Raw genomic sequence first — 21,335 nt, forward strand, 5'->3', positions numbered from 1 at the left:
CACGGAGGACTGGGCTTTCCGGCGTTACCTGGACATGGGCCCGCTTTGGGCCGCGGAAGAGAAACCCACAAAAATCGCGACTTGACCGCAAAGTTTTCCGCTTCAACCAGAGGTGCCTTCAGTTGGCGTAGTTGGGCTACTCACCCTGCTTGTCTCCTCTTTGGCCAGCTTTTACCCCTGAGAAGGGATCTCAGCAGGATCTCAGGTGCCGGCAGTAGAATTGGGTGGAAAACTTAGCCCTTGGCAGAGTCCATGGCCATGCGGCGGGATTTACAAGAGCTGGTCATTTCCCCTTTTCTGGTGGAAAACCTTTCTGGGGTACCCATAGCCTGGCTGTACCGACCTCGGCCTATCCGTCGCTGGAAAGACCGGCTGCGCCAGTTCTCCGCCTTTTGGAATCTACTGGGCCTGCTGTTGGTGCTGGATTTGTTCTGCCGTTTCTTGACCTTTTGGTCAGGGGGATCCCTGCTGACCTTGGTGGGGCGAATTTTGATCCCTGGCCTGCGCAGCAGTTGGGAAAGTTGGCTGGTGGAATGGGGAATCCTGACAGCCATTGCCGCTTTGGGCCAAGCCTATTGGATTTTCCGCAGCCGCCGCATGCCGCTCTTGCTGAACTTGCTAGAAGAAGTAGATCGCTACAATCGGCTCATTCAAGCCATTCACATCAACGATGAATTGGTAGAGGCGGGCAATCCTGAGGCCAAGCTGCCCCAGCGGGATCAGATCATCGAGGCTCTGAAGCTGACTCGCAGCGACCTAATCCGCGCCTTGAAAACTGAACGGATCTTGCGACAGAACAAAGACTTTATTGAGCAGCAAAGGGAGTTCTTCGGCGACGAGCTGGCAGCTCTGACTGCGCTCCAGCTAAGAGAACAGGCCAGCGAACAGTCGCAGCTTTTGGATGCTGCTTTGCAAATTGCCTTGCAGGTGCGCTCTCAACTAAGCCAACTGCAGAACCGGGGAGCAAATTGTTCCCAAGACAAAGATCAAGCTTCAGACAAAGCTCGAGACAAAAAAGATTAAAGCGAAGACACAAGTTACAGCTATTTCGACCAGGATGCTGCACTGATATTGAAGTAACCAAAGCCTTGGACTACGGGAAAGTCGTTGTGAGGCTCTTTGTCGCCTTGATCTCCACTTTGGGAGAGGGTTCAGATCTGCCTGGAAAAGCGCTGGAGACTGTCGCGAAGCCCAGGGATCTTCCTTCTCGGCAACGCCCTAAAAAATGTCCTGACTCAGCAGCTTAGCCAAGCGCTCCAGGCCCTTTTTGACCTGTCGGGAAACGGTAACAGCACTGATCCCCAGCCGCTCTGCTGTTTCTTTTTGGGTGAGGTCGTAGAAGAAGACAAATTCCAAAATCTGGCGGGTGCGCTCCTCCAGCTTGGCCAAGGCATTTTGCAGGCGGATGCGATCTTCTTCGGCCAGTTGAAAACTGCGGTAGCGCTGATCGGGAATGGTATCCCCCAAAGCAACGCTGTCTTCTTCAACCTGTACGGGAGCATCTAGGCTGAGCAAAAGGCTGTTTTGTTGGGCCAGCTGCAGCTCTCGCCATTCCTGCTCTGTTAGGTTGAGGGCTTCCCTCACCTCCGCCTCAGAGGGAGGACGGCCCAACTCTTGTCTCAGGCGCGCGATCACCTTCTTGGCTTGTCGCTGCAGCGTCGCCCAGCGGCGTGGGATCCGTATTGTTGGGCTTTTGTCTCGCAGGTAGTGTTGAATTTCTCCGCGAATGTAGGGCATGGCAAAGGAGCTAAAAGCCAGGCCGCGGCTGATATCGAAGCGCTCGATGGCTTGGATGAGCCCTATGCAACCCACTTGCACCAAGTCGTCGTATCCTTCGTCGCATTGGTTACGCCAGTAGTGGGCCTCTTTGCGCACCAATCCTAGGTTTAGCTCCACCAGTCGATTGCGCAGGGCCGGATCCCGAGTCTGGTGGTAGAGTCGCAACAGTGCAGCAGTTTGAGCTTTAACATCTTCATATTTGGATGCCATAGACGCACCCACAGCTCCGGATCCAGAATCCCCAGCACCAGCTTTGGCAGAAAACAGGGGAGCCGCGGCTGTCGATGGCGCCGGCGGCTCGGAGTCGTCGAGAGAAGGCTGCTGAGGAGCCGTTAGCATAGACAACTACTTTTTTTCTTTTTGAGCTGAAGCCATTCAAGGTTGGATTCAGCACCCAAACAACTCAAAGGCAGAGGATGCCAGGCGACCCCCATTCTCCCTAGGCCAGACTTCTGCTGGAACCAACCGCGAAGAAGCTTGCAGGCAGACAGTATCAGGTTGTAGCCGTGAAAATGCTACCAGATGTTAACAAGAACACAGCTTGCCTCCGAGATCTGCCAGGAGCTGGAGCGTTCTTAGTTTACTGGGTTTTCCGCCGCAAGCAACAGCATCCCTACGGAAAATCAGCAGCTTTCTTCAGCAAAAGAGCCGAATTTCTCTCCGTCATTTGGCGGAATCGCCGGATTGCTGCTGCTGGCTCACTTTGGAACCTCAGAAGAAATCTAGGAAGCAGAGGATGGAGCCGTTCGCGTCAGGGAGGTAGAGTTCGTGTCGGTTCCAAGGCCGGAGAGGGCTGTCAGGAAGGCCGTAAAGCTCGGCTCACCGCGAATGAGGTCGAAATAGGGCTCAGAGGCGAGCAAGGGGCGGTAGCGTTCCGGCTGCAGGCGCAGGGCTTGCTCCAAGGCTTGCAGGGCCTGGGGCACCTGGCCTTCCCAGGCGCAGCAGCAGGCTTTGGCGTAGTGGGCCTCGGCATCGTCGGGATCCATCTGCAGGGCTCGGTCAAAACTCTGGATGGCCAGCCCGTAGAGGTTCAAGTCCATCAGCACCAGGCCGCGCTGCACCCAGATCTGAGAACGCCGGGGATCCTGCTGCAGGGCGCGGTCGTAGCTGTTGAGAGCTTCCATCCAGTTGCCCAGGCGGTGGTGGGCGAGGGCGTGGCCGGCCCAGAGAGAGGCCGACTCCAATCCCAGTTGCAGAGCCCGTTCATAGCTGGCCAGAGCCTCGGCGTAGCGCTCCAGGTGCACCAGGGCCAGCCCGCGACTTTGCCAAACCCGGGGATCGCTGGAATTGATGGCCAGGGCCTTGTCGTAGCTGTTCACCGCCTCCTGCCACCGCTCTAAGGAGGCCAAGGTCAGCCCGTGCAGATGCCAGGCTTCCCCGCTGTCGGGGCGGAAGGTGAGAACCTGCTCGTAGGCGCGTAGCGCTTCTTGGTAGCGGCCCAGTTGCCGCAGCGTGTTGGCCTGGTTAAAGCGGGCCTCGAAAAAATCCGGCCTCAGTTGCAAAGCCCGCTCGTAGCTGGCCAGCGCCTCCTGGTGACGGCCGAGATCGTCCAGCAGAGAGCCGCGGTTGTTCCAGGCTTCGGGAAAATCCGGCTTCAGCTGCAGGGCCCGGTCGTAGCTGGCCAGGGCGGCTTGGGCCTGCCCCATTTGGTCGAGGGTGGTGGCGCGGTTGTACCAGGCAATGGGATCCCGCGGCCGATCTCCCACCGCCTGCTCGAAGGGCTGCAGTTGGGCCGCCTGTTCCGCCGTAAGGGCAGAGAGGTCAACCGCCGTTGCCGGCAAAACAGCCTCTGGGGGAGCAGCTCGCTGCTGTCGCCGCAGCCGCCAAGCCCAGCCTCCCACCAGGAGCAACAGACCCACTCCCAGCAGCAGCGCGCCCAAGTCGGTCGAGGCAGTTGCCAACGCCATGACTCACTTCCCCTCTGCGCGCCTCTACATCATCACCAAAAACGGCAGGGGATCGCTGGGCCCTGCCGGCGAGATCAGCTCGATGCGCTTTTCGCCGGGGTAGGTGCTGGGATCGATCTCAAAAGTCACAGTCAGCGCCTCGGCAGTGGCCTGCACCGGCTCTTGGGAGCGCCCCAAGGGATCCCCGAAGCTAACCCGGATCCCCTTGCCCGCCGGGCTGATCCGGATCTCCGTCACCTGATCCAGATGGGATCCCTCCAGCGTACAGACAATAACATCGCCCACAAAGGCCTCTAAAGGCCAGCCGCGTCGTACTTGGGGTCTAGGCATGCTTACTCCCTCTCCCGCTAGGGGCTGCTCTAGATCCTCCCCTCGGCTCCTAAGCACCCCAAAGATCGGCAGCAGCTCCAAAACCCTGGGGAGGAACTACCTGATGTTTAGCCCAAAGTTGTTGGCATGACAAATGGGTACCGACCCTGCGAGGGTAGCGCTGGTCCAGCCCTTTTGCGGGAGAGGAGGCTCGGAGGTTGGCAGCGGTGCCGTCCCTCGCAACAGCAAGTCTTGACCAGGGCCAACGCTCACCAGCCGCGGCACCTCCTCCAGGCTATCGGCCACGGCAAACAGCACCCGCCCTCGCGCCTGGGGATCCCAGTCCAGCAGCTCGGCATACCCCAGGGCCGGCGGTGGCTCCCAAACCTGTACCGGTGGGATCCTGTTCGAGTCGGCGGGCAAGGGCCAGATCACCGCCCGATCCCAGCTCAAGTCGGTCTGGAACCAGCCTGCGTACTCCCGCGCCAGCAGGGTGTTGTCCTGCCAGGCCAGAGGCAGGATCATGGCAAAATCCAATGGCTCAACGGGGTCGTACACAGACGCCGCAGCTTGATAGATCACTTGCAAGGCTTGGGTACGAGTGTTCTTGGCAAACAACACACTGGTCAACCGACTGGTCTGAGGCGTGGCAACCAAATCCAGACGAGTGTACACCTGCCACTGGGGATCCGGGGCCGGCAGGGGCCGGCTGCGCAACAGGCCCACCAGCGTACACTGCCGTTGCCGCGCCTGCTCCTGCAAGTCGTATACCCACTCCCACGGGATGGGCAAGGCAGGAGAAGAGATTGCTTCGGGGGCAGCCGACATTATGTCTTTTATGTCCTTCGGCCAGGCGGCGCTCCCCTCCGCCCAGACGATCCAAACCGCCACAAGGGCTCCCCCCAGTTGCCCCAGCCAGTTTTGCCTGAGCCGGCTCCCCATCTGCTCCACCTTCCGTCTTCACTGCGGTTCAAGCCCTGTCTAGGCTAGGTTAGTGCTCCTCCGCCAGCCGTACCTGTACCGACTGGCCATGGGCGGGCAGCCCCTCGGCTTGCGCCAGAGCTTGGATCGCGCCGGCCACCTCCTGCAGGGCTGCCGAGCCGTACTGGATTAGGCTGGAGTGCTTCAGGAAGGTCTCCACTCCCAGCGCTGAGGCGTAGCGGGCCGCCCCCGCTGTGGGCAAGGTGTGGTTGGGGCCGGCCAGGTAGTCTCCCACCGCTTCTGGGGTGTAGTGTCCCAGGAAGATCGCCCCCGCGTGGCGAATGGGATCCAGCAGAGCCCAGGGATCCGCCACCTGCAGCTCCAGGTGTTCCGGCGCAAACTGGTTGGACAAGTTGACCGCTGTGGCCAGATCCGGCACCACCGCGATCAGGCCGTAGTTGGCCACCGCCTTCTCCACCAGCAGACGGTTGGGGTGGGCTTCCATCTGGGTGGTTACAGCCTGCTGCACCTGTTGGGCCAGCTTGGGATCGGGGGTCAGGAGGATCGCGGCTGCTAAGGGATCGTGCTCCGCTTGGGCCAGCAGATCGGCAGCCACGTAGAGGGGATTGGCGCTCTCGTCGGCGATGATCAACACCTCGGAAGGCCCCGCCAGCGAGTCGATCCCCACCGTGCCGTAGACCAGCTTCTTGGCCAGCGTCACATAGATGTTGCCGGGGCCGGTGATCACGTCCACCTTGGGGATGGTCTCGGTGCCATAGGCCAAGGCCCCAATAGCCTGGGCCCCGCCGACGCGATAGATGGTGTGGATGCCCACTTCTTGGGCGGCCACCAAAATAGCCGGGCTGATCCCCTTGCCCCCCAGCCCGTCGGATCCCGGCGGGGTCACCATGACAATCTCGGGCACCCCCGCCACCTTGGCCGGAATGGCGTTCATCAACACCGTGCTGGGATAGGCGGCCCGCCCTCCTGGAATGTAGAGGCCAGCGCGATCCACCGGGCGGTACTGCTTGCCCAAGACGATCTCGGGGCCGGGAAAGCTCACCCAACTGCTGGGCACCCGCTGCCGGTGAAAGGCTTCGATGCGCTGTTTGGCCAAGCGCAGGGCCGATAGCAGTTGCGGAGATACCGCCTGGTAGGCTGCCTCCAGCTCAGCCCCCGACACCTTTAGCTCGGCTACGCTCAGCTCCACCTGGTCGAACTCCGCCGTGTAGGCCAGGAGAGCGCGATCCCCCTGGCGGCGTACCGCTTGTAGGATCTCCCGCACGGTTGCCTCGCGGTGCAAGTTCTGGTCAGCCTGAGTGCGCTCCGAGATCCGTCTAAGCTCGGCTTCAGCCTCAGCTAGCTGGGTGACGATTCTCAGCATGGCAACTCCTTCGCTTAGCGTGCCGTAAGCAGATGGTAGCGAGGGATCCGGTGGCATCGCGGTAGCAAAGCAGATCCTCGCTGCACCGGTTCGCAGTGACCAGAGGAGCTACCCTCGGTCAGGGATCCCGTCTGCACCTAGCGTGATCCGGGTTGATCATGGTCATAGCTTAGCCTGGATTTTCCTCGACCAAGAGCCGGGTAGAGTTCGCCGATAGCCCTACTTAGGAAAAAGCCTGCCCCTTTTTCATAGGCCCAGTTCTGTCGATTTGATCAAGTTGCGAAAATCGTGGATTACCTCTTCACAGCGACGGAAAAAAGCCAGCACCCAATCCCGTAGCACCCTTTGCTGAGATTCGTCCAGTTCCTTGAGGGATCCCCGGTAGTGGATCTGGCCGCTGCGCTCGATCTCGAACTGGTTCAGCCATTCTGCTTTGGATCCCTGGCGTTCCACCACTTCCTGCCGTGCTGCCTTCCAATAGTTGACGATCACCGCCTTGCCCAAATAGCCGGTTGTAATCTGGCAGAGACGGTTCAGAGATTGCACGAAGACATCCATCTCCATGCGCGGGCCCGCCGCAGGAGCGGAACTGGGCTGGGTAGCGTTCCGGCCTGCCTCCGCCTGGCTGGTCAATAGACGAAAGGTGGCCAAGCCCTTTGGCGTATCCTGCTGCAGCTCGGCTCGCAGGCGGTTCACGGCCAAGGTGTAGACCGGCATCACCAGGTCGTCATTGACCGCCACCAGCAGCACCCACTCCGGCCCCAAAGGGTAAACGAAAACCCGCTGCTCGGCAAACTGAAAGTCAAAATAGTCCAGTCCCGGGGGCATGGTCTGCAAAACTTGAAACAGCCCTTCGGCGAGAGCCTGCTGCTGCCGGCTGTCCAAGTTCTGAAAAGAACGGTAGAAAAAAGGGCGGCCTGTCCGACTTAGGAGCGCCACCCCCATCACCCCGCGGATGGACAAAAAACTCTCGAGCGTTTCCTTCTCCATGCCCCTCAGGAGCCAACTCGGCCAACACAGCAGAGTAGGTCGGTAGCCCCGTACTTTAGTGCGGGGCGGAAAAGCCTTCGAGCGACTTGAGTCGCTCGCCAATGTTATTATGTTGTAATCTTAAGTTAGCACCTAACCCGGTGAAAAACCCGGACAGTACTGAAAGCAAGTAAGTAAGCGGAACCTTGAGGCTTTGTCTCTAGGAACCGTCTAGGGGCGTCTTGACAGCGCCTTTACGAGTCCAACTGTGGACTGCGTAAGAATCCACCGACTTTAGTCGAGGGAGTGTCAAAACTCCTATCCTGGCTCAGATTAGCCGACACCGGCTGGCTGCAGCCTATTCCTACAGTCTTTGCCAATCTTTGCCCAGTACAGCGCTTTCCAGCACACTGACCGCAGCCGCTGCAATTACCCTTCGCGTAACAGGGATCCCCCTCGTCTGCAAAAAGCTGATGAAACTCGAAAAAGCTGCGGCAAGGAAACCGCGGCCGTTATTTTACGGTCATTATCAAATAGCAATGAGATGGTTCATTCCCTTGTTGTTGCGACGCAACGCTGTCGCGAACGCGCCGCCCTAACTCCCCTCTCCCTTTGGGAGAGGGGGCGGGGGTGAGGGCTAAGCAAGGCCCTGGGATAAAAACTCCCCAATCCGACCTATTGCCTCCTCCAGCCGGGATCCCTCGACCACCAAAGCAAAGCGGACGTAGCCTTCCCCACTGGGGCCAAAGCCAGAGCCTGGAGACAGGGCAACGCCGGTGGCCCGCACCAAGTCTAGACAAAACTGGGCCGAGGAACCGCGGTACGACTCCGGCAAAGGCGCCCACAGGTACATGGTGGCCTCCGGCAGGGGCACGGGCCAGCCGATGCGGTGCAGAGCCGCCACCGCGATATCTCGCCGCTCGCGGTACACTTGCCGCCAGTGATCCAAAAAGCTGTCGGGAGCTGCCAAGGCCGCCGCCGCCCCCCGCAGGATGCCCTGGTAGGGGTGGAAGTCGATGGTGGACTTCACCAGGCGCAAAGCTCGGATCAGCTCGCGGCTGCCGATGGCATAGGCCACCCGGAACCCCCCCATGTGGTAAGACTTGGAGAGGGAAAAGAACTCGATGGTGCGGGTCTTGCCGGGATCCGCCAGCAGCGCCGAGGGAGCCACCTGGCCGTCGAAACGCCAGTCCACATAGGGAAAGTCATGGGCCAGGAAGATATCGTGCTGCTGACAAAATTGCAGCGTCTCCTGCCAAAACTCTGGGGTGACGGTGGCGGTGGTGGGGTTGTGGGGATAGCTCAGCACCAACAGCCGCGCCCGACGGCAGATCTCCGCCGGGATCTCATCCCACTGGGGCAGGAAGCGGTTTTCCGCCCGCAGGGGCAGATAGTAGGGGATCCCGCCCGCCAGATGGATCCCGCCCCCATGGGAGGGGTAGCCCGGGTCGGTGATCAAAGCAACATCCCCGGGATTGAGCAGGGCCAGCGGTAGGAGAGCCGTTCCCTGCTGGGATCCGATCAGCGGCAGCACCTCAGTTTCTGGGTCGATCTCCAGGCCGAACTTCCTGAGATACCATTGGGCGCAGGCGGCGCGAAACTCGGCCGTATCGTGGAACAGGGTGTAGCCATAGGTGGAGGGATCTGCCAGGGCCCTCTGAATGGCTGCCAGCGCTTCCGGGGGCGGGGGCAGGTCTGAGGAGCCCAAAGAAAGGTCGATGACATCCAAGCCCGACCGGCGCGCCTCCCACTTGGCCTGGTCTAGCTGGTCAAAGACATTGGAGTGCAGCGGCTCCAGTCGTTGGGCGAAGGCAGCGAGCATGCGACAAGTCCAGGTTGGCTATTCCTGAATCCCCTTAGGGATTGCTGCCGGCATTAGAAGAGCTGGGGGCAGAGGGCCGTGTGGCCGCTGCCGGGCCACGGTCGAAGATCTCGATGTTCCACTGGCCGCGACCGTTGCTCTCAAAGGCGATAAAGCGGCCATCGCCGCTGATGGTGGGGTTGCGCACATCTCCCGGTACCCGGCTGCTGATATTCTCAACGCGGCGGGTTTGGCGGTCGTAGAGAAAAATCTCCGATTTGCCCAGCGCATTGGACACGTAAACGATGTAGCGGCCGTCGGCGCTGATGTCGGGCGAGGTGGCGGCCACGTCGCTGGAATTCAGGCCGGGCAAGTCCACCAGCCGCTGTTCCACCGTGTCGTAGAGAAAAATATCCTGGCTGCCGCCGCGGGCGGAGGAAAACACCAGGTAGCGACCATCCCCGCTGAAGGAGGGCTCCCCATCGGGGAAGATACTGTTGAGGCCGCTGCCGGCCAGCGTGGGGCGCGGCGTGCGAAACCCTGCCGGGCCACAACCGAGCAACAGGAGGCTCAAGCCGGCCCAACACCACCTGCTTGCCCAGCGGGTTGGGCTGCGTGGAATCTGGCCATCGGTCAGCATCGCATTGCCCCTCCAATTCTTCTCCATCATACTCAGTTGGCAACTCGGCTCGGCTAGAGTTCTACCTCGACGCCCTTCCAGAAGGCCACGTAGCCGCGGATGTTGGCTGCAGCCGGCTTGGGATCCGGGTAGTACCAGGCGGCGTCTTTGTTCTCCTGGCCGTTGACCACCAGGGTGTAGTAGCTGGCTTGTCCTTTCCAGGGGCAGGTGGTGTGGGTGGAGCTGGGCTGGAAGTATTCCCAGCGCAGGGATTCCGGCGGAAAATAGATGTTGCCTTCCACGGTTTCGTAGCGGTCGGTCTCCGCCACAACCACCCCGTTCCAGATGGCCCTCGGCATGAAAAAGCTCCTGTCGCAAACTCCCAGTTCTCAACGTTATTTTTAAAGTTGCAGATCCCGGCAAGGCCAACTGCCTTTCTTTGAGATTAGCGTTTCTGCTTATCGTCATCGTTGTCGTTGAGGGTTGACACCCGCCCCTGCCGGGCTGTTCTCCACTGCTATTGAGCGTCACTGCCATGGCTCGCCGCAACACCCTAGAAGATGACCTCAACTACCAGCAAGCCAAGCGCAGCCTGCGCCAGTGGGTGGCTCAACTGGATCTAAGCCCCCAGGAGATGGCGGGTTTGGAAGGGGAGCTGGAGAGCCTGCAGACGCTGCTGGACAAGCTGGAAACCGAGGTGATCCACATCGCTGCCTTTGGCCTGGTGGGGCGGGGCAAATCTTCTCTGCTCAATGCTTTGCTGGGGGAGCCGGTCTTCCAGACGGGGCCCACCCACGGCATTACCCGCACCCAGCAAGCGGCAGCTTGGAACATCAGTTGGGAAACCCGCCCCCAATCCCCCTTCTCTGCAGCAGCCCTGCAGGGATCCCGTCTGCCCCCTGCCTCGGTGCAGTCGGTTCAGGTTAGTCACTGGCAGGGATCCCGTCTGGAGCTGATCGACACGCCCGGCCTGGATGAAGTGGACGGCGAGGAGCGGGCACGGCTGGCCCAGGAGGTGGCGCAGCGGGCCGATCTGATCCTCTTTGTGGTCTGCGGGGATCTGACGCGGGTGGAGTTTGAGGCCCTGGCGGCCCTGCGGGAGGCGGGCAAGCCCATGCTGCTGGTGTTCAACAAGATCGACCAGTACCCGGAGGCGGATCGCCAGGCCATCTACGACAAGATCCGCAACGAACGGGTGCGGCAACTTCTTTCTCCCGACGAGATCGTCATGGTGGCGGCCTCCCCGCGCGTGCCGCGGCTGGTGCAGAGGCCAGATGGCAGCTTCGGCGTGGAGATGGAGATCGGCCCCCCCCAAGTGGACGCCCTGCGCCTGAAGATCCTGGAGGTGCTGCACCGGGAGGGGCGCTCCCTGCTGGCCTTGAATGCCCTCCTGTTTGCCGATCGCGTCAACCAACAGGTCATCGAGCGCAAGCTGCAAAGCCGCGCCCAGCAAGCCCAAGACCTCATCGCCGCCGCTGCCCGCACCAAGGCGCTGGCCGTTGCCCTCAACCCCGTTACCCTGCTCGATACCTTGGGAGGGCTGGCCCTGGATATTGCCTTGATCCTGCGCCTGTCCCGCCTCTATGGCTGGCCCATGAGCAGCGCGGGAGCCGCACAACTGCTGCAGAAGATCGTCCTCAGCATGCTCAGCCTGGGGGCAGGAGAATGGGTGGCGCTCTTGGGCCTGGGATCCCTGAAAACCTTGCTGGGGGGATCCCTGCCCTTCGCTGGAGGATTCTCCCTAGGGGCCTACGGTTCGGTGGCCCTGACGCAAGCGGTCTTGGCCGGGTTTTCCTGCTATGCCATCGGCGAGTCCGCCCGCCACTACCTGGCCCAGGGAGCCAGTTGGGGGCCAGAGGGCCCCAAAGCCGCCATAGCCCAGATTTTGGCCGATTTGGACGAAGCCTCGATCACCGCCCGCCTGCGGGAGGAAATCCGCCACAAAATCGGATTTGCTTTCCCCTGAACCTCTACAATCGCCTCTACAATCCCTCTACAATCAGAGAGCCGAGCCGCATCGTTCGCATGACCTACTGCCTTGGCATCATCACCCGCTTTGGCTTGGTGATGGCGGCAGATTCCCGCACCCACGCCGGGGTGGACTACGTCTCCACCTACCAAAAGCTGTTCGATTTTTCCGTGCCCGAAGAGCGGGTGATCTTGATCTGCACCTCCGGCAACCTGTCCATCACCCAGGGCGTTTTGACCGAAGTGCAGCGGGATCTGCGCCAACCGGAAAGTTCCAATCTCCACACCTTCCCCCATCTCTACGACGTGGCCCGCTACCTGGGATCCAAAATTCGGTACATCCAGGAGCAAGACCGACCCTGGCTGGAAAAGGACGGTATCGACGCCCAGTGCAGCCTGTTGCTGGGGGGACAGATCCGAGGCGAAGAGCCGGCCCTCTTTTTGATCTACAGCCAGGGCAACTGCATCCAGGCCACCCCGGAAACCCCTTTTTTGCAGATGGGGGAAACCAAATACGGCAAACCCATCCTGGATCGCACCCTCTCCTACGAAACCTCGCTAGCAGATGCGGCCAAATGCGCTCTCCTCTCCATTGACTCCACCATGAAATCCAACATCTCCGTCGGCCCCCCCATCGATTTGGTGATGGTGCAAGCGGATCAGTTCAAGGTCACCCACCGTCTGCGCCTGCGCACCGGGGATCCCTACCTGGCCAAAATGCGCAAGCTCTGGGAGAGCGCCCTCAAACAAGCCTTCGACCAAATGCCGCCCATCGAGTGGAACCACTCAGACCCAGCGGATGCCGATCAAGAAGAGCTGATCGACTGAGGGGGGGAGATTGGTAGGATAAGGTATCCCTGCTCAGCCCTTGGTATGTCAGCCCACACCTTTCAGGACTTGATCTTTCGCCTGCAGCAGTTTTGGGGGGAGCAAGGCTGCCTCATCCTGCAACCCTACGACCTGGAAAAAGGCGCCGGCACCATGAGCCCCCACACGTTTTTGCACGCCCTGGGGCCGGATCCCTGGCGGGTGGCTTATGTGGAACCTTGTCGCCGCCCCACCGATGGGCGCTACGGCCAAAACCCCAACCGTCTGCAGCACTACTTTCAGTACCAGGTTCTGATCAAGCCCTCCCCCGACGACATCCAGGAGGTGTACCTGGAGAGCCTGCGGGCCCTGGGCATTGACCCGGCAGAACACGACATTCGCTTTGTGGAAGATGATTGGGAATCTCCCACCTTGGGGGCTTGGGGCGTGGGCTGGGAAGTGTGGCTAGATGGCATGGAAATAACCCAATTCACCTACTTCCAGCAAGTGGGCGGGCTGGATTGTCGCCCCGTTTCTGTGGAGATTACCTACGGCCTAGAGCGCCTGGCCATGTACCTACAGGGGGTGGACTCGGTTTTCGACCTCTGCTGGGGTGAGCACCCTTCCCTAGGCCGGATTACCTATGGGCAAATCTATTTCCAAAATGAGGTCGAGCAATCTTATTACAACTTCGAGTATTCCGATCCGGAGATGCTACTGGAATTGTTCCGGCTCTACGAAGCCGAGGCCAAGCGCCTGATCGAAACCACACAGCAGAAGCTGCAAAAACAGGTGCTTCCCGATCGGCTGGCGGTGTCGCTGCTCCTGCCCGCCTACGACTATGTGCTCAAGTGCTCCCACACCTTCAACCTGCTCGATGCCCGCGGCGTCATTGCCGTAGCCGAGCGCACCCTCTACATTGGGCGCATCCGCAACCTGGCCCGACAATTGGCAGAGCTGTACGTTAGCCAAGCCGACCGCCCTGGATCCAGCTATGCCCTGCGGCAGCCGGAACCCACCCTGATCTCCAAAGGCGCCTGGGCTAATGGCTAGGGAAAAAGATCCCTGTTTTCGCTATGATGGGTGATCGGTATCAGCAGGCGCTGGCCTGCCGTGGCCACCCTTACCTTAGGATAATCGACACTCTCGTTTTCACCCTCTTTTCCTGACCAGTCCACCTTTATTCCGAGAAAAATCTTTATGTTTCGCCATCCCGTCACGCGGGTTTCCATCTTTATCGATGGGAACAATATGTTTTATGCTCAACAAAAAAATGGCTGGTTTTTCGACCCGCGCCGAGTCTTGGATTATTTTGTCAGGTCACAGCCCAACGTCGAGCTAGTCAACGCATTTTGGTACACCGGCATCAAGGATCCCAACGATCAAAGGGCCTTTCGAGATGCTCTGATCAGCTTGGGTTTTACGGTGCGCACCAAGATCCTTAAAGAGTATCGAGACGAAGACTCTGGCCGCTACTCCCAGAAGGCCAACCTGGATATCGAGATCGTCATCGATATGTTCAACACGGTTGGGCAATACGACAGGATCATCTTGTTTAGCGGCGATGGCGATTTTGAGCGGGCCGTTGAGCTGTTGCGCTCCAAAAACACTTTGATTACAGTCGTCTCCACTGAAGGAATGATCGCCCGCGAGCTGCGCAATGCCACCGATCGCTACATCGACCTCAACGACATTCGCCCCTACATCGAGAAGCTGGATAAGTAGGGCTGATCCCTCTACTCTCGAGCTGGCCCCACAGCTCCCCGGCGGAGTTGTCACAACCCACCTGAGGCCCTTCGGGTTTCTCCGCCTTGAGAGAAAGTCTGCTTGGTAAAATTGCTGCCACGCAAGCGACCCATCTGTTACACCGGCCATCGTCGGCGTTGCCGGGAAAAGCTGTCCCAGCCACTTTAACTTCTGGGCAACCTTGGCCCAGGCAGAGGGCCAAAGAGGCTAGCATTGTAAAAAATCTTTGCCCCAACCAGGTTTTTATGACCGACGTTCCCGTCTCCCGCATTCGCAACTTTTCCATCATCGCCCACATCGACCACGGTAAATCCACCCTGGCCGACCGGCTGCTGGAGGCGACCGGCACCGTTTCAGCCCGCGAGATGAAGCCGCAACTGTTGGACAACATGGAACTGGAACGGGAGCGGGGCATCACCATCAAGCTGCAGGCGGCCCGCATGAACTACCGCGCCCAAGACGGCCAAGACTATGTCCTCAACCTCATCGATACGCCGGGGCATGTGGACTTTACCTACGAAGTCTCCCGCTCCCTGGCCGCCTGCGAAGGGGCGCTGCTGGTGGTGGATGCCTCTCAAGGTGTGGAGGCGCAGACCCTGGCCAACGTCTATCTGGCCCTGGAGAACAACCTGGAGATCATCCCGGTCATTAACAAAATCGACCTGCCGGGGGCGGAGCCGGAGCGGGTGATCGCCGAGATCGAGCAGGTCATCGGCCTCGATTGCAGCGGAGCGATCTTGGCCTCTGCCAAAATGGGCATCGGCATCCCAGAGATCCTAGAGGCCATTGTGCAGCGGGTGCCCCCGCCGCGGGATACAGTGGCGGATCCCTTGCGGGCCCTAATTTTCGATAGCTACTACGACTCCTACCGCGGCGTGATTGTCTATGTGCGCATCATGGATGGGGAGGTGAAGACGGGAGATAAGATCTGCTTCATGGCCTCCGGTCGGGAATACGAAATTACCGAGCTGGGGGTGATGCGCCCTCATCAAGAGTCCGTTGCGTCTCTCCATGCTGGGGAAGTGGGCTACATTGCCGCCGCCATTAAAAGTGTCGAGCACGCCCGTGTCGGGGATACCATCACACTTGTCCATCGCAAGGCCTCTGAGCCTCTGCCCGGCTACAAAGAAGCCAAGCCGATGGTCTTCTGCGGCCTCTTCCCCAGCAACTCCGATCAATACGCCGAACTCAAAGAAGCTCTGGAAAAACTGAAGCTCAACGATGCCGCCCTCTACTTTGAGCCGGAAGTTTCCCCTGCGATGGGCTTTGGCTTCCGCTGTGGTTTCTTGGGCCTGCTGCACATGGAGGTGGTGCAGGAACGCCTGGAGCGGGAATACAACCTGGATTTGGTGATCACCGCTCCGACGGTGGTGTATCAGGTTACCCTCAACGATGGCTCTGTGATTCGGGTAGACAATCCCAGCAAGCTGCCTCCCCCCAACGAGCGCACCAGCATTGAGGAGCCGATTGTGAGGGTAGAGGTGATTCTTCCTGAGGAATTTGTCGGTACCGTGATGGAGCTGTGCGAGACCAAACGCGGCACCTTTAAGGACATGAAATACCTGGCGCAGGGTCGAACTACGCTCGTGTATGAGCTACCGCTGGCAGAAGTGGTCACCGACTTTTTCGATCAACTGAAATCTCGCACCCGCGGCTACGCCAGTATGGATTACCAAATGGTGGGTTACCGCGCCGACGACCTGGTGCGCTTGGACATCCTCATCAACGGCGACGTGGTGGATTCTCTGTCCACCATTGTGCATCGGGACAAAGCCTTTTATGTGGGCCGGTCTTTGGTAGCCAAGCTGCGCGAGCTGATCCCACGCCACCAGTTTGAGGTGCCCATTCAAGCAGCAATTGGCTCTCGGGTGATAGCCCGCGAAACTATTCCTGCCCTGCGCAAAAATGTCCTGGCCAAGTGCTATGGGGGGGATGTGACCCGCAAGCGCAAGCTGTTGGAAAAACAAAAGGAGGGGAAAAAGCGCATGAAGGCGGTGGGAACCGTCGAGGTGCCCCAAGAGGCGTTTATGGCGGTGCTGAAGTTGCAAAATGACTAGCCCGGTCTTACGGCGGGAAGAGGTGTTGGCCTGGCTCCAGGAGCAGGTGCCCCCCCCTCGCCTTCGCCACATCTTGGGGGTAGAGGCGATGGCCCGGCAACTGGCAGCTCACTATGGGCTGGATGAGCAAAAAGCTGCTTGGGCAGGGCTGATGCACGACTTGGCCAAGTCCTTCCCCCCGGAGCAACTGTTGCAAAGGGTGGCTCAGGAACGGGAGCTGGATGAAATTGAGCGGGCCGAACCTCACATCCTGCACGCTGAGGTGGGATCCCTGGTGGCGCGGGAGCAGTTTCAGGTACAGGACCCGGAGATTTTGGCGGCCATTGCCAACCACACGCTAGGGCAGCCCGGCATGGATCCGCTCAGTTGCGTGGTTTTCGTGGCCGATGCCCTGGAGCCGAATCGGGGCAACAGCCCAGAATTGGAGCGGTTGCGGCAGATGGCTTTTGTAGATTTGTCTAAAACCGTAGTGGGAGTATGTGACTTGAGCCTAAAATTTTTGCTAGACCGGAATCAGGTGGTTCATCCGCGCACACTCATGACTCGGAATCATTTTTTGTTACATCCTTTAGAAAAAGCGGTGTCCTAGGTTAACTCAGTCGTTTCAGGAGGGTTTTAGTTGCTACATCTCATGCCTGCCCCTGCTGGGGATCCCATCTATTGCATGGCGCTGAGTGCAGCTCGCGCGGCAGAAGAGAAAAAAGGTGGCGATATCGTTCTGCTGGATGTATCCCAAGTCTCCACTTTGGCAGATTACTTTCTTCTGGTCAGCGGCTACTCGCTTACGCAAGTCCGCGCCATTGCCCGAGCAATCGAGGAAAAGGTTTGGGAGGAGTGGCAACAGAGTCCGCGCCGCATCGAAGGTCAAGAGTCAGGCTCTTGGATACTGATCGACTATGCCGATCTCATCGTCCATGTGTTCATGCAGGAGGAAAGAGACTATTACGACCTGGAATCTTTCTGGATCCAGGCTCAGCGAGTCGATTTGCCAATAGCAGGCTAGACATAGTTTTAGATCCTTAGATCTTGGCAGCTTTTCAGAGCTTGTAGCCAGGCGAAGAGTTGCTCCGCTTAGCTCTTCAAGTGGGTGTCTTTGCCAAACGAAAGTGTTAGCCGATCGTCAAGAAATGTGTAAACTTCTTAATAGTCCCATAACTTCCTACATAGTTACGTGTTAGCGTATTGGAGGAGGAGTAGCTGGGTAAGATCTTCTTCCCTCTTGCGGTTGAGTTTCTATAGTCTTTGTTAAATGGCCTACCCTGTCCTTCTCAAAAAGCCGATAATTTTTCGTTGGTACCGGATACCAGCGAAGAGATTTTCCGGCTGCTGATTGTTGGCTGCTTTCAGCGGCAGAGGGGAGGGCAAACGGGGCAAATAGAGGGGGCTAAGGATTGGCCGCAGGGGAGATCTTAGCAGACAAATCCACAACCTCTTCCCGCTGGTGGACTGGATCTGCCGCCGGCTCAGCTATCCGGCCTGTAGGCAAGAGTCCGAGGCAAAGAGCGGCGAAGGAGGAAAGGAGAAAGTTGCACTTTTTGTTTAATGCCTGTTTTAAGAGCGACGGGGATTTTTAGGAGGGACAAATGGAAAAGATGTTGGTTAATATCGTTGAGTACCTGGCTTTGGGAGAACTGGAAAATGTCCTCTGTACTGAGCACCCCCATCAGCAGGTTTTCCACGATGCCAGGGAGCGGGAAGCGCTGATGCAGCAGATCTTAAACCGGGTTCCTGCTGTTTATATGTGGCTGGCTGCCGATGAGTGTCCCAGCCGCGATCAGCTCAACCCTTCTGAGCTGGAATTGCTCCGCTCGGTAGTGCGGGAGGTGGTCAATCAAAAGCTGCAACAAGCTTCTTTTGGCGTTGATCCCTATGCGGGATCCATGTCGGAAGCCTTCTACGGGTAGAGGGAAGATGGGCTTAGGCTAGACTGCAAGAACGCTACCTTGCCCTGGTATGTTGCCCGTTTACTATTCTGAGACTTTTCTCCGCCACGACGCCGGGCCGTTTCACCCCGAGCGTCCGGCTCGCCTGCAGGCCATTGTCAAGGCGCTGCGCGGTGCCTCTTTCGCCGAGCATCTGGAATGGCGGGATCCCCCCTTGGCCGATCTTGCACAACTGGAGCGGGTACACCCGCGCTGGCACATTCAACGGGTGGCCGAGTTGGCTGCGGCAGGAGGGGGTCGCCTCGATGCCGATACCGCCGTTTCCCCAGCGAGCTTTGAGGCGGCGCGGCAGGCAGTTGGAGCCTGGATTGCTGCTTCGGCCTCGGCTTTGGCCGCGGCTCAGCCTGCTTTGGTGCTGTGTCGTCCGCCTGGGCATCACGCAGAGCCAGAACGGGCAATGGGGTTTTGTTTATTCAGCAACGCAGCCATTGCGGCGCTGTGGGCGCTGGATCAGCCGGGGGTGAAGCGGGTGGCGATTTTCGATTGGGATGTTCACCACGGCAACGGCACGCAGGCGGTGGTGGAGCGCTATCCCCAACTGGCCTATGCCTCCATCCATCAGTTTCCCCTCTACCCCGGCACCGGCTCCGCTCGCGAAACCGGGATCCACGGCAACCTCTGCAACGTGCCTCTGCCTGCCAGGTCAGACTGGTCGGTCTACAAAAAAGCTCTCGATGAGAAGGTCTTGCCGTTTTTGCGGGCCTTCCAACCGGATTTGCTGCTGGTGAGCGCCGGCTTTGACTGTGCCAAAGGGGATCCCTTGGCCAGTATGCTGCTGGAGCCGGAAGACTTTGGCCGCATGGCCCACCTCTGCCTGGAGGAGGTGACCCGCAAGACCGTCTTCGGGTTAGAAGGGGGCTATGACCTGGAGAATCTGGCCCGCGGCTGGCTGAGCCTGGCCCAAGCTTGCCTGGAGAGCTAGCCCTTCCACTTCACCTTGGGCAGGATCTGCCGCACATCCACGCGGTCTTTGTACTTGAGGGCGAAGTTGAGCAGCGAGTCCAAAAGCGAGTCAGATAGGTAGTGGGGTTGTAGGCCCAGGTCTAGGAGCTTGGTATTTTTGGCGTTGTAGTAGTGCTCCTCCAGCTCGACACGGGGGTTTTCCAAGTAGTTGATTTCCACCTTCAGGCCCATGGCGGCTCCGGCCTTTTGCACCATCAGCGCCAGTTGCTCCACGCTAAATTGCTCGGTGAACTGGTTCATCACCCGGAACTGACCTGGCTCAGGAGGATTGGCGATGGCCAGCTCCACACAGCGCACCGTATCGCGGATATCCAGGAAGCCACGGGTTTGGCCCCCCTTGCCGTACACCGTCAGGGGGTGGCCCACTGCGGCTTGAACGCAAAAGCGGTTCAGGGCCGTGCCGAACACGCCATCGTAGTCGAGGCGGTTGATCAGCACCTCATCCATGCCGGTTTCTTCTGTTAACACGCCGTACACCACCCCTTGATTGAGGTCGGTAGCCCGCAGGCCCCAGACGCGGCAGGCGAAGTGGATGTTGTGGCTGTCGTGCACCTTGGAGAGGTGATACATGGAACCCGGCTGTTTGGGATAGGGCAGGGTATCCTTGCGGCCGTTGTGCTCGATGGTGATGTACCCCTCCTCGATGTCGATGTTGGGGGTGCCATACTCGCCCATGGTGCCCAGCTTCACCAGGTGGCAGTCGGGAAACTCCTCCTTGATGGCGTAGAGGATGTTCAGGGTGCCCACCACGTTGTTGACCTGGGTCATCACCGCATGTTCGCGGCTAATCATCGAGTAGGGAGCAGAGCGCTGCTCGCCAAAGTGGACGATGGCCTCCGGCTCAAAGCGACGCATGCAAGAAATGAGGGCCTCGTAGTTGGTGACGTCGCAAACGAAAATGGGAATATCCTTGCCGGTCAGCCCCTTCCAGCGATCCACCCGCTGCTCGAGCTGGGCAATGGGCGTCAGGGTAGAAACCCCTAGCTGCAGATCCCAGAGGCGGCGCACGTAGGAATCGAGAATGGCCACCTCATAGCCCCTGTTGGACAGGTGTAGGGCCGTTGCCCAGCCGCAGTATCCGTCACCACCAATAACCAGGACTTTCATCGGGGAAGCAAAATTCGGCTGCTCACGAATCTACCAAGTTATGGCACCGAAGACAAATACCCTGGGATCCCACTTTTAATCGCGGATTGGGCCGCCAGATTACTCGACCTGAGGAGGGTTGGCCAGGGTGTAGACGGTGGTCTCAGCAGCAATGGCACGGCGCAGGTGGGCGGGAACCTGGTAGAGTCCCAGGAGGGTGATGCCATCGATGAAGCGCAGCGCTCCGCGGTCGGGATCCAGGTGTTGGGCCAGGATCTGGTCGACCTGTTCGGGCTCCGGCCTGGAAGAGATGGGATCCTGGGCTGCCAGGGCAAACCCCAGCGGCCCGCCGTAGGTGGGGGCGTAGATAGCGTAGGGCTGCACAGCAGCAAACACCGTTTTCAAGGTGTGAACGATGCGAGTGTGCTGCCACAACTCCACTGGACCCGTCGGCCCAGCTTGGATGACAAAAGCCCCAGCGGTCTGCAACTTGGAGCGAACCTGGCGGAAAAACTCCTGGGTAAAGAGGCGGTAGGCCGGGCCGGCCTCAACGGGATCCGACAGATCGGAAAGGATCGCGTCCCAGATCGGCTCCGTCTGGCCAAGAAAGTCCAAGGCGTCGGCGATCACCACCTCTGCCCGCGGATCCGCAAAGGATCCTTGGTGCATTTCCGGCAGATGCTCTCGACAGGCTTCCACCACCTCCCCGTCGATATCCACCATCACCACTTGCTCCACCGAGCGCCAGCGCAGCACCTCCCGCAGCGTCGCCCCTTCCGCACCACCCAATATCAACACTCGCCGCGGGATCCCACCCGCCTGGACGACCTGCACCAGGGCCGGATGAACCAGAGCCTCGTGGTACAGGAATTCGTCCGCCGTGGTGGACTGCCAGTGGCCATCCAGCATCAGGCCCTTGCCATAGGCTCCCGTCTCGGCGATCAGCATCTCCTGAAAACGGGTTTTTCGGTAGGCCAGAATGCGCGTGATGGCACGGGCAGTGTAGTCCCAGGGGGTGAAGTACTCCTGCGCCCAGAAGAAGCTCTTTGGGGTGTTCATAGGACACCTGACAAAAA

The 21,335-nt window shown here is 59.4% G+C and carries 21 protein-coding genes; 10 read left to right on the forward strand and 11 right to left on the reverse strand.

Annotated features, from left to right (window positions below; genetic code table 11):
- The first annotated feature begins 252 nt into the window (after positions 1-252).
- The gene (locus NW848_RS12660; protein WP_414402963.1) at positions 253-1,023 is read left to right on the forward strand and encodes a hypothetical protein; all 771 of its coding nucleotides are present in this window, start codon (positions 253-255) and stop codon (positions 1,021-1,023) included.
- Positions 1,024-1,218: 195 nt separating this feature from the next.
- Here the strand turns inward: NW848_RS12660 and NW848_RS12665 are convergent, their stop codons facing one another.
- The 9 genes from NW848_RS12665 to NW848_RS12705 all read right to left on the reverse strand — a co-directional run bounded on the left by NW848_RS12665 (position 1,219) and on the right by NW848_RS12705 (position 10,048).
- A complete protein-coding gene (locus NW848_RS12665) occupies positions 1,219-1,989 on the reverse strand; it encodes an RNA polymerase sigma factor SigF (protein WP_414402964.1) in 771 nt (256 codons plus the stop codon).
- A gap of 512 nt (positions 1,990-2,501) precedes the next feature.
- On the reverse strand, positions 2,502-3,686 hold the full coding sequence (locus tag NW848_RS12670; protein WP_414508679.1) for a tetratricopeptide repeat protein: 1,185 nt from the start codon (positions 3,684-3,686) through the stop codon (positions 2,502-2,504).
- Between the two features lie 24 nt (positions 3,687-3,710).
- Positions 3,711-4,016 carry a hypothetical protein gene (locus tag NW848_RS12675; RefSeq protein ID WP_011429496.1) on the reverse strand — a complete coding sequence of 102 codons (306 nt, stop codon included), beginning with the start codon at positions 4,014-4,016 and terminating at the stop codon, positions 3,711-3,713.
- 96 nt (positions 4,017-4,112) lie between these two features.
- On the reverse strand, positions 4,113-4,937 hold the full coding sequence (locus tag NW848_RS12680) for a hypothetical protein (RefSeq protein ID WP_041438096.1): 825 nt from the start codon (positions 4,935-4,937) through the stop codon (positions 4,113-4,115).
- Positions 4,938-4,986: 49 nt separating this feature from the next.
- A complete protein-coding gene (gene hisD, locus NW848_RS12685) occupies positions 4,987-6,300 on the reverse strand; it encodes a histidinol dehydrogenase (protein ID WP_011429494.1) in 1,314 nt (437 codons plus the stop codon).
- A gap of 246 nt (positions 6,301-6,546) precedes the next feature.
- Entirely contained in the window at positions 6,547-7,290 is a 744-nt protein-coding gene (locus NW848_RS12690) for a hypothetical protein (RefSeq protein WP_414511178.1), read from the reverse strand.
- 616 nt (positions 7,291-7,906) lie between these two features.
- The gene (locus tag NW848_RS12695; RefSeq protein ID WP_414508681.1) at positions 7,907-9,091 is read right to left on the reverse strand and encodes an LL-diaminopimelate aminotransferase; all 1,185 of its coding nucleotides are present in this window, start codon (positions 9,089-9,091) and stop codon (positions 7,907-7,909) included.
- 34 nt (positions 9,092-9,125) lie between these two features.
- Positions 9,126-9,740 carry a TolB family protein gene (locus tag NW848_RS12700; protein ID WP_414511179.1) on the reverse strand — a complete coding sequence of 205 codons (615 nt, stop codon included), beginning with the start codon at positions 9,738-9,740 and terminating at the stop codon, positions 9,126-9,128.
- Between the two features lie 23 nt (positions 9,741-9,763).
- Positions 9,764-10,048 (reverse strand): DUF427 domain-containing protein, encoded by a 285-nt coding sequence (locus NW848_RS12705; RefSeq protein WP_011429490.1) that lies wholly within the window; start codon positions 10,046-10,048, stop codon positions 9,764-9,766.
- A 176-nt stretch (positions 10,049-10,224) separates the two neighbouring features.
- Here NW848_RS12705 and NW848_RS12710 point away from each other — a divergent pair, with 176 nt between their 5' ends.
- The 9 genes from NW848_RS12710 (at position 10,225) to NW848_RS12750 (ending at position 19,132) form a co-directional block, all read left to right on the forward strand.
- A complete protein-coding gene (locus NW848_RS12710; RefSeq protein ID WP_414508689.1) occupies positions 10,225-11,655 on the forward strand; it encodes a DUF697 domain-containing protein in 1,431 nt (476 codons plus the stop codon).
- A gap of 59 nt (positions 11,656-11,714) precedes the next feature.
- Positions 11,715-12,485, forward strand: coding sequence for a peptidase (locus tag NW848_RS12715; RefSeq protein WP_414508682.1), 771 nt, complete (start codon positions 11,715-11,717; stop codon positions 12,483-12,485).
- A 45-nt stretch (positions 12,486-12,530) separates the two neighbouring features.
- On the forward strand, positions 12,531-13,517 hold the full coding sequence (glyQ, locus tag NW848_RS12720) for a glycine--tRNA ligase subunit alpha (RefSeq protein ID WP_414403009.1): 987 nt from the start codon (positions 12,531-12,533) through the stop codon (positions 13,515-13,517).
- 147 nt (positions 13,518-13,664) lie between these two features.
- A complete protein-coding gene (locus NW848_RS12725; RefSeq protein WP_011429486.1) occupies positions 13,665-14,189 on the forward strand; it encodes an NYN domain-containing protein in 525 nt (174 codons plus the stop codon).
- Positions 14,190-14,455: 266 nt separating this feature from the next.
- Positions 14,456-16,267, forward strand: a complete 1,812-nt coding sequence (gene lepA, locus NW848_RS12730; RefSeq protein ID WP_011429485.1) for a translation elongation factor 4 — start codon at positions 14,456-14,458, stop codon at positions 16,265-16,267.
- Complete coding sequence (gene yqeK, locus NW848_RS12735) at positions 16,260-16,856, forward strand: bis(5'-nucleosyl)-tetraphosphatase (symmetrical) YqeK (RefSeq protein WP_414508683.1); 597 nt, start codon at positions 16,260-16,262, stop codon at positions 16,854-16,856. Before lepA ends, yqeK begins: the two co-directional genes overlap by 8 nt.
- Positions 16,857-16,898: 42 nt before the next feature.
- A complete protein-coding gene (rsfS, locus tag NW848_RS12740; RefSeq protein WP_414508684.1) occupies positions 16,899-17,270 on the forward strand; it encodes a ribosome silencing factor in 372 nt (123 codons plus the stop codon).
- A gap of 580 nt (positions 17,271-17,850) precedes the next feature.
- On the forward strand, positions 17,851-18,171 hold the full coding sequence (locus NW848_RS12745) for a hypothetical protein (RefSeq protein ID WP_011429481.1): 321 nt from the start codon (positions 17,851-17,853) through the stop codon (positions 18,169-18,171).
- A 49-nt stretch (positions 18,172-18,220) separates the two neighbouring features.
- Entirely contained in the window at positions 18,221-19,132 is a 912-nt protein-coding gene (locus tag NW848_RS12750) for a histone deacetylase (RefSeq protein WP_414508685.1), read from the forward strand.
- Here the strand turns inward: NW848_RS12750 and NW848_RS12755 are convergent.
- Together NW848_RS12755 and NW848_RS12760 are read right to left on the reverse strand one after the other, a co-directional pair.
- The gene (locus NW848_RS12755) at positions 19,129-20,280 is read right to left on the reverse strand and encodes an NAD-dependent epimerase/dehydratase family protein (RefSeq protein WP_011429479.1); all 1,152 of its coding nucleotides are present in this window, start codon (positions 20,278-20,280) and stop codon (positions 19,129-19,131) included. The two genes, NW848_RS12750 and NW848_RS12755, sit on opposite strands and share 4 nt — an antisense overlap.
- A 99-nt stretch (positions 20,281-20,379) precedes the next feature.
- Positions 20,380-21,318, reverse strand: coding sequence for a polyamine aminopropyltransferase (locus NW848_RS12760; RefSeq protein WP_011429478.1), 939 nt, complete (start codon positions 21,316-21,318; stop codon positions 20,380-20,382).
- Positions 21,319-21,335: the final 17 nt, after the last annotated feature.

The organism is Synechococcus sp. RC10A2, from assembly GCF_047502605.1.

Bases quoted from the DNA above. Each gene is read 5' to 3' on its own strand.
- NW848_RS12660 (WP_414402963.1), top strand. From the start codon at position 253: ATGGCCATGCGGCGGGATTTACAAGAGCTGGTCATTTCCCCTTTTCTG.
- NW848_RS12665 (WP_414402964.1), bottom strand. From the start codon at position 1,989: ATGGCATCCAAATATGAAGATGTTAAAGCTCAAACTGCTGCACTGTTG.
- NW848_RS12670 (WP_414508679.1), bottom strand. From the start codon at position 3,686: ATGGCGTTGGCAACTGCCTCGACCGACTTGGGCGCGCTGCTGCTGGGA.
- NW848_RS12675 (WP_011429496.1), bottom strand. From the start codon at position 4,016: ATGCCTAGACCCCAAGTACGACGCGGCTGGCCTTTAGAGGCCTTTGTG.
- NW848_RS12680 (WP_041438096.1), bottom strand. From the start codon at position 4,937: ATGGGGAGCCGGCTCAGGCAAAACTGGCTGGGGCAACTGGGGGGAGCC.
- hisD (WP_011429494.1), bottom strand. From the start codon at position 6,300: ATGCTGAGAATCGTCACCCAGCTAGCTGAGGCTGAAGCCGAGCTTAGA.
- NW848_RS12690 (WP_414511178.1), bottom strand. From the start codon at position 7,290: ATGGAGAAGGAAACGCTCGAGAGTTTTTTGTCCATCCGCGGGGTGATG.
- NW848_RS12695 (WP_414508681.1), bottom strand. From the start codon at position 9,091: ATGCTCGCTGCCTTCGCCCAACGACTGGAGCCGCTGCACTCCAATGTC.
- NW848_RS12700 (WP_414511179.1), bottom strand. From the start codon at position 9,740: ATGATGGAGAAGAATTGGAGGGGCAATGCGATGCTGACCGATGGCCAG.
- NW848_RS12705 (WP_011429490.1), bottom strand. From the start codon at position 10,048: ATGCCGAGGGCCATCTGGAACGGGGTGGTTGTGGCGGAGACCGACCGC.
- NW848_RS12710 (WP_414508689.1), top strand. From the start codon at position 10,225: ATGGCTCGCCGCAACACCCTAGAAGATGACCTCAACTACCAGCAAGCC.
- NW848_RS12715 (WP_414508682.1), top strand. From the start codon at position 11,715: ATGACCTACTGCCTTGGCATCATCACCCGCTTTGGCTTGGTGATGGCG.
- glyQ (WP_414403009.1), top strand. From the start codon at position 12,531: ATGTCAGCCCACACCTTTCAGGACTTGATCTTTCGCCTGCAGCAGTTT.
- NW848_RS12725 (WP_011429486.1), top strand. From the start codon at position 13,665: ATGTTTCGCCATCCCGTCACGCGGGTTTCCATCTTTATCGATGGGAAC.
- lepA (WP_011429485.1), top strand. From the start codon at position 14,456: ATGACCGACGTTCCCGTCTCCCGCATTCGCAACTTTTCCATCATCGCC.
- yqeK (WP_414508683.1), top strand. From the start codon at position 16,260: ATGACTAGCCCGGTCTTACGGCGGGAAGAGGTGTTGGCCTGGCTCCAG.
- rsfS (WP_414508684.1), top strand. From the start codon at position 16,899: ATGCCTGCCCCTGCTGGGGATCCCATCTATTGCATGGCGCTGAGTGCA.
- NW848_RS12745 (WP_011429481.1), top strand. From the start codon at position 17,851: ATGGAAAAGATGTTGGTTAATATCGTTGAGTACCTGGCTTTGGGAGAA.
- NW848_RS12750 (WP_414508685.1), top strand. From the start codon at position 18,221: ATGTTGCCCGTTTACTATTCTGAGACTTTTCTCCGCCACGACGCCGGG.
- NW848_RS12755 (WP_011429479.1), bottom strand. From the start codon at position 20,280: ATGAAAGTCCTGGTTATTGGTGGTGACGGATACTGCGGCTGGGCAACG.
- NW848_RS12760 (WP_011429478.1), bottom strand. From the start codon at position 21,318: ATGAACACCCCAAAGAGCTTCTTCTGGGCGCAGGAGTACTTCACCCCC.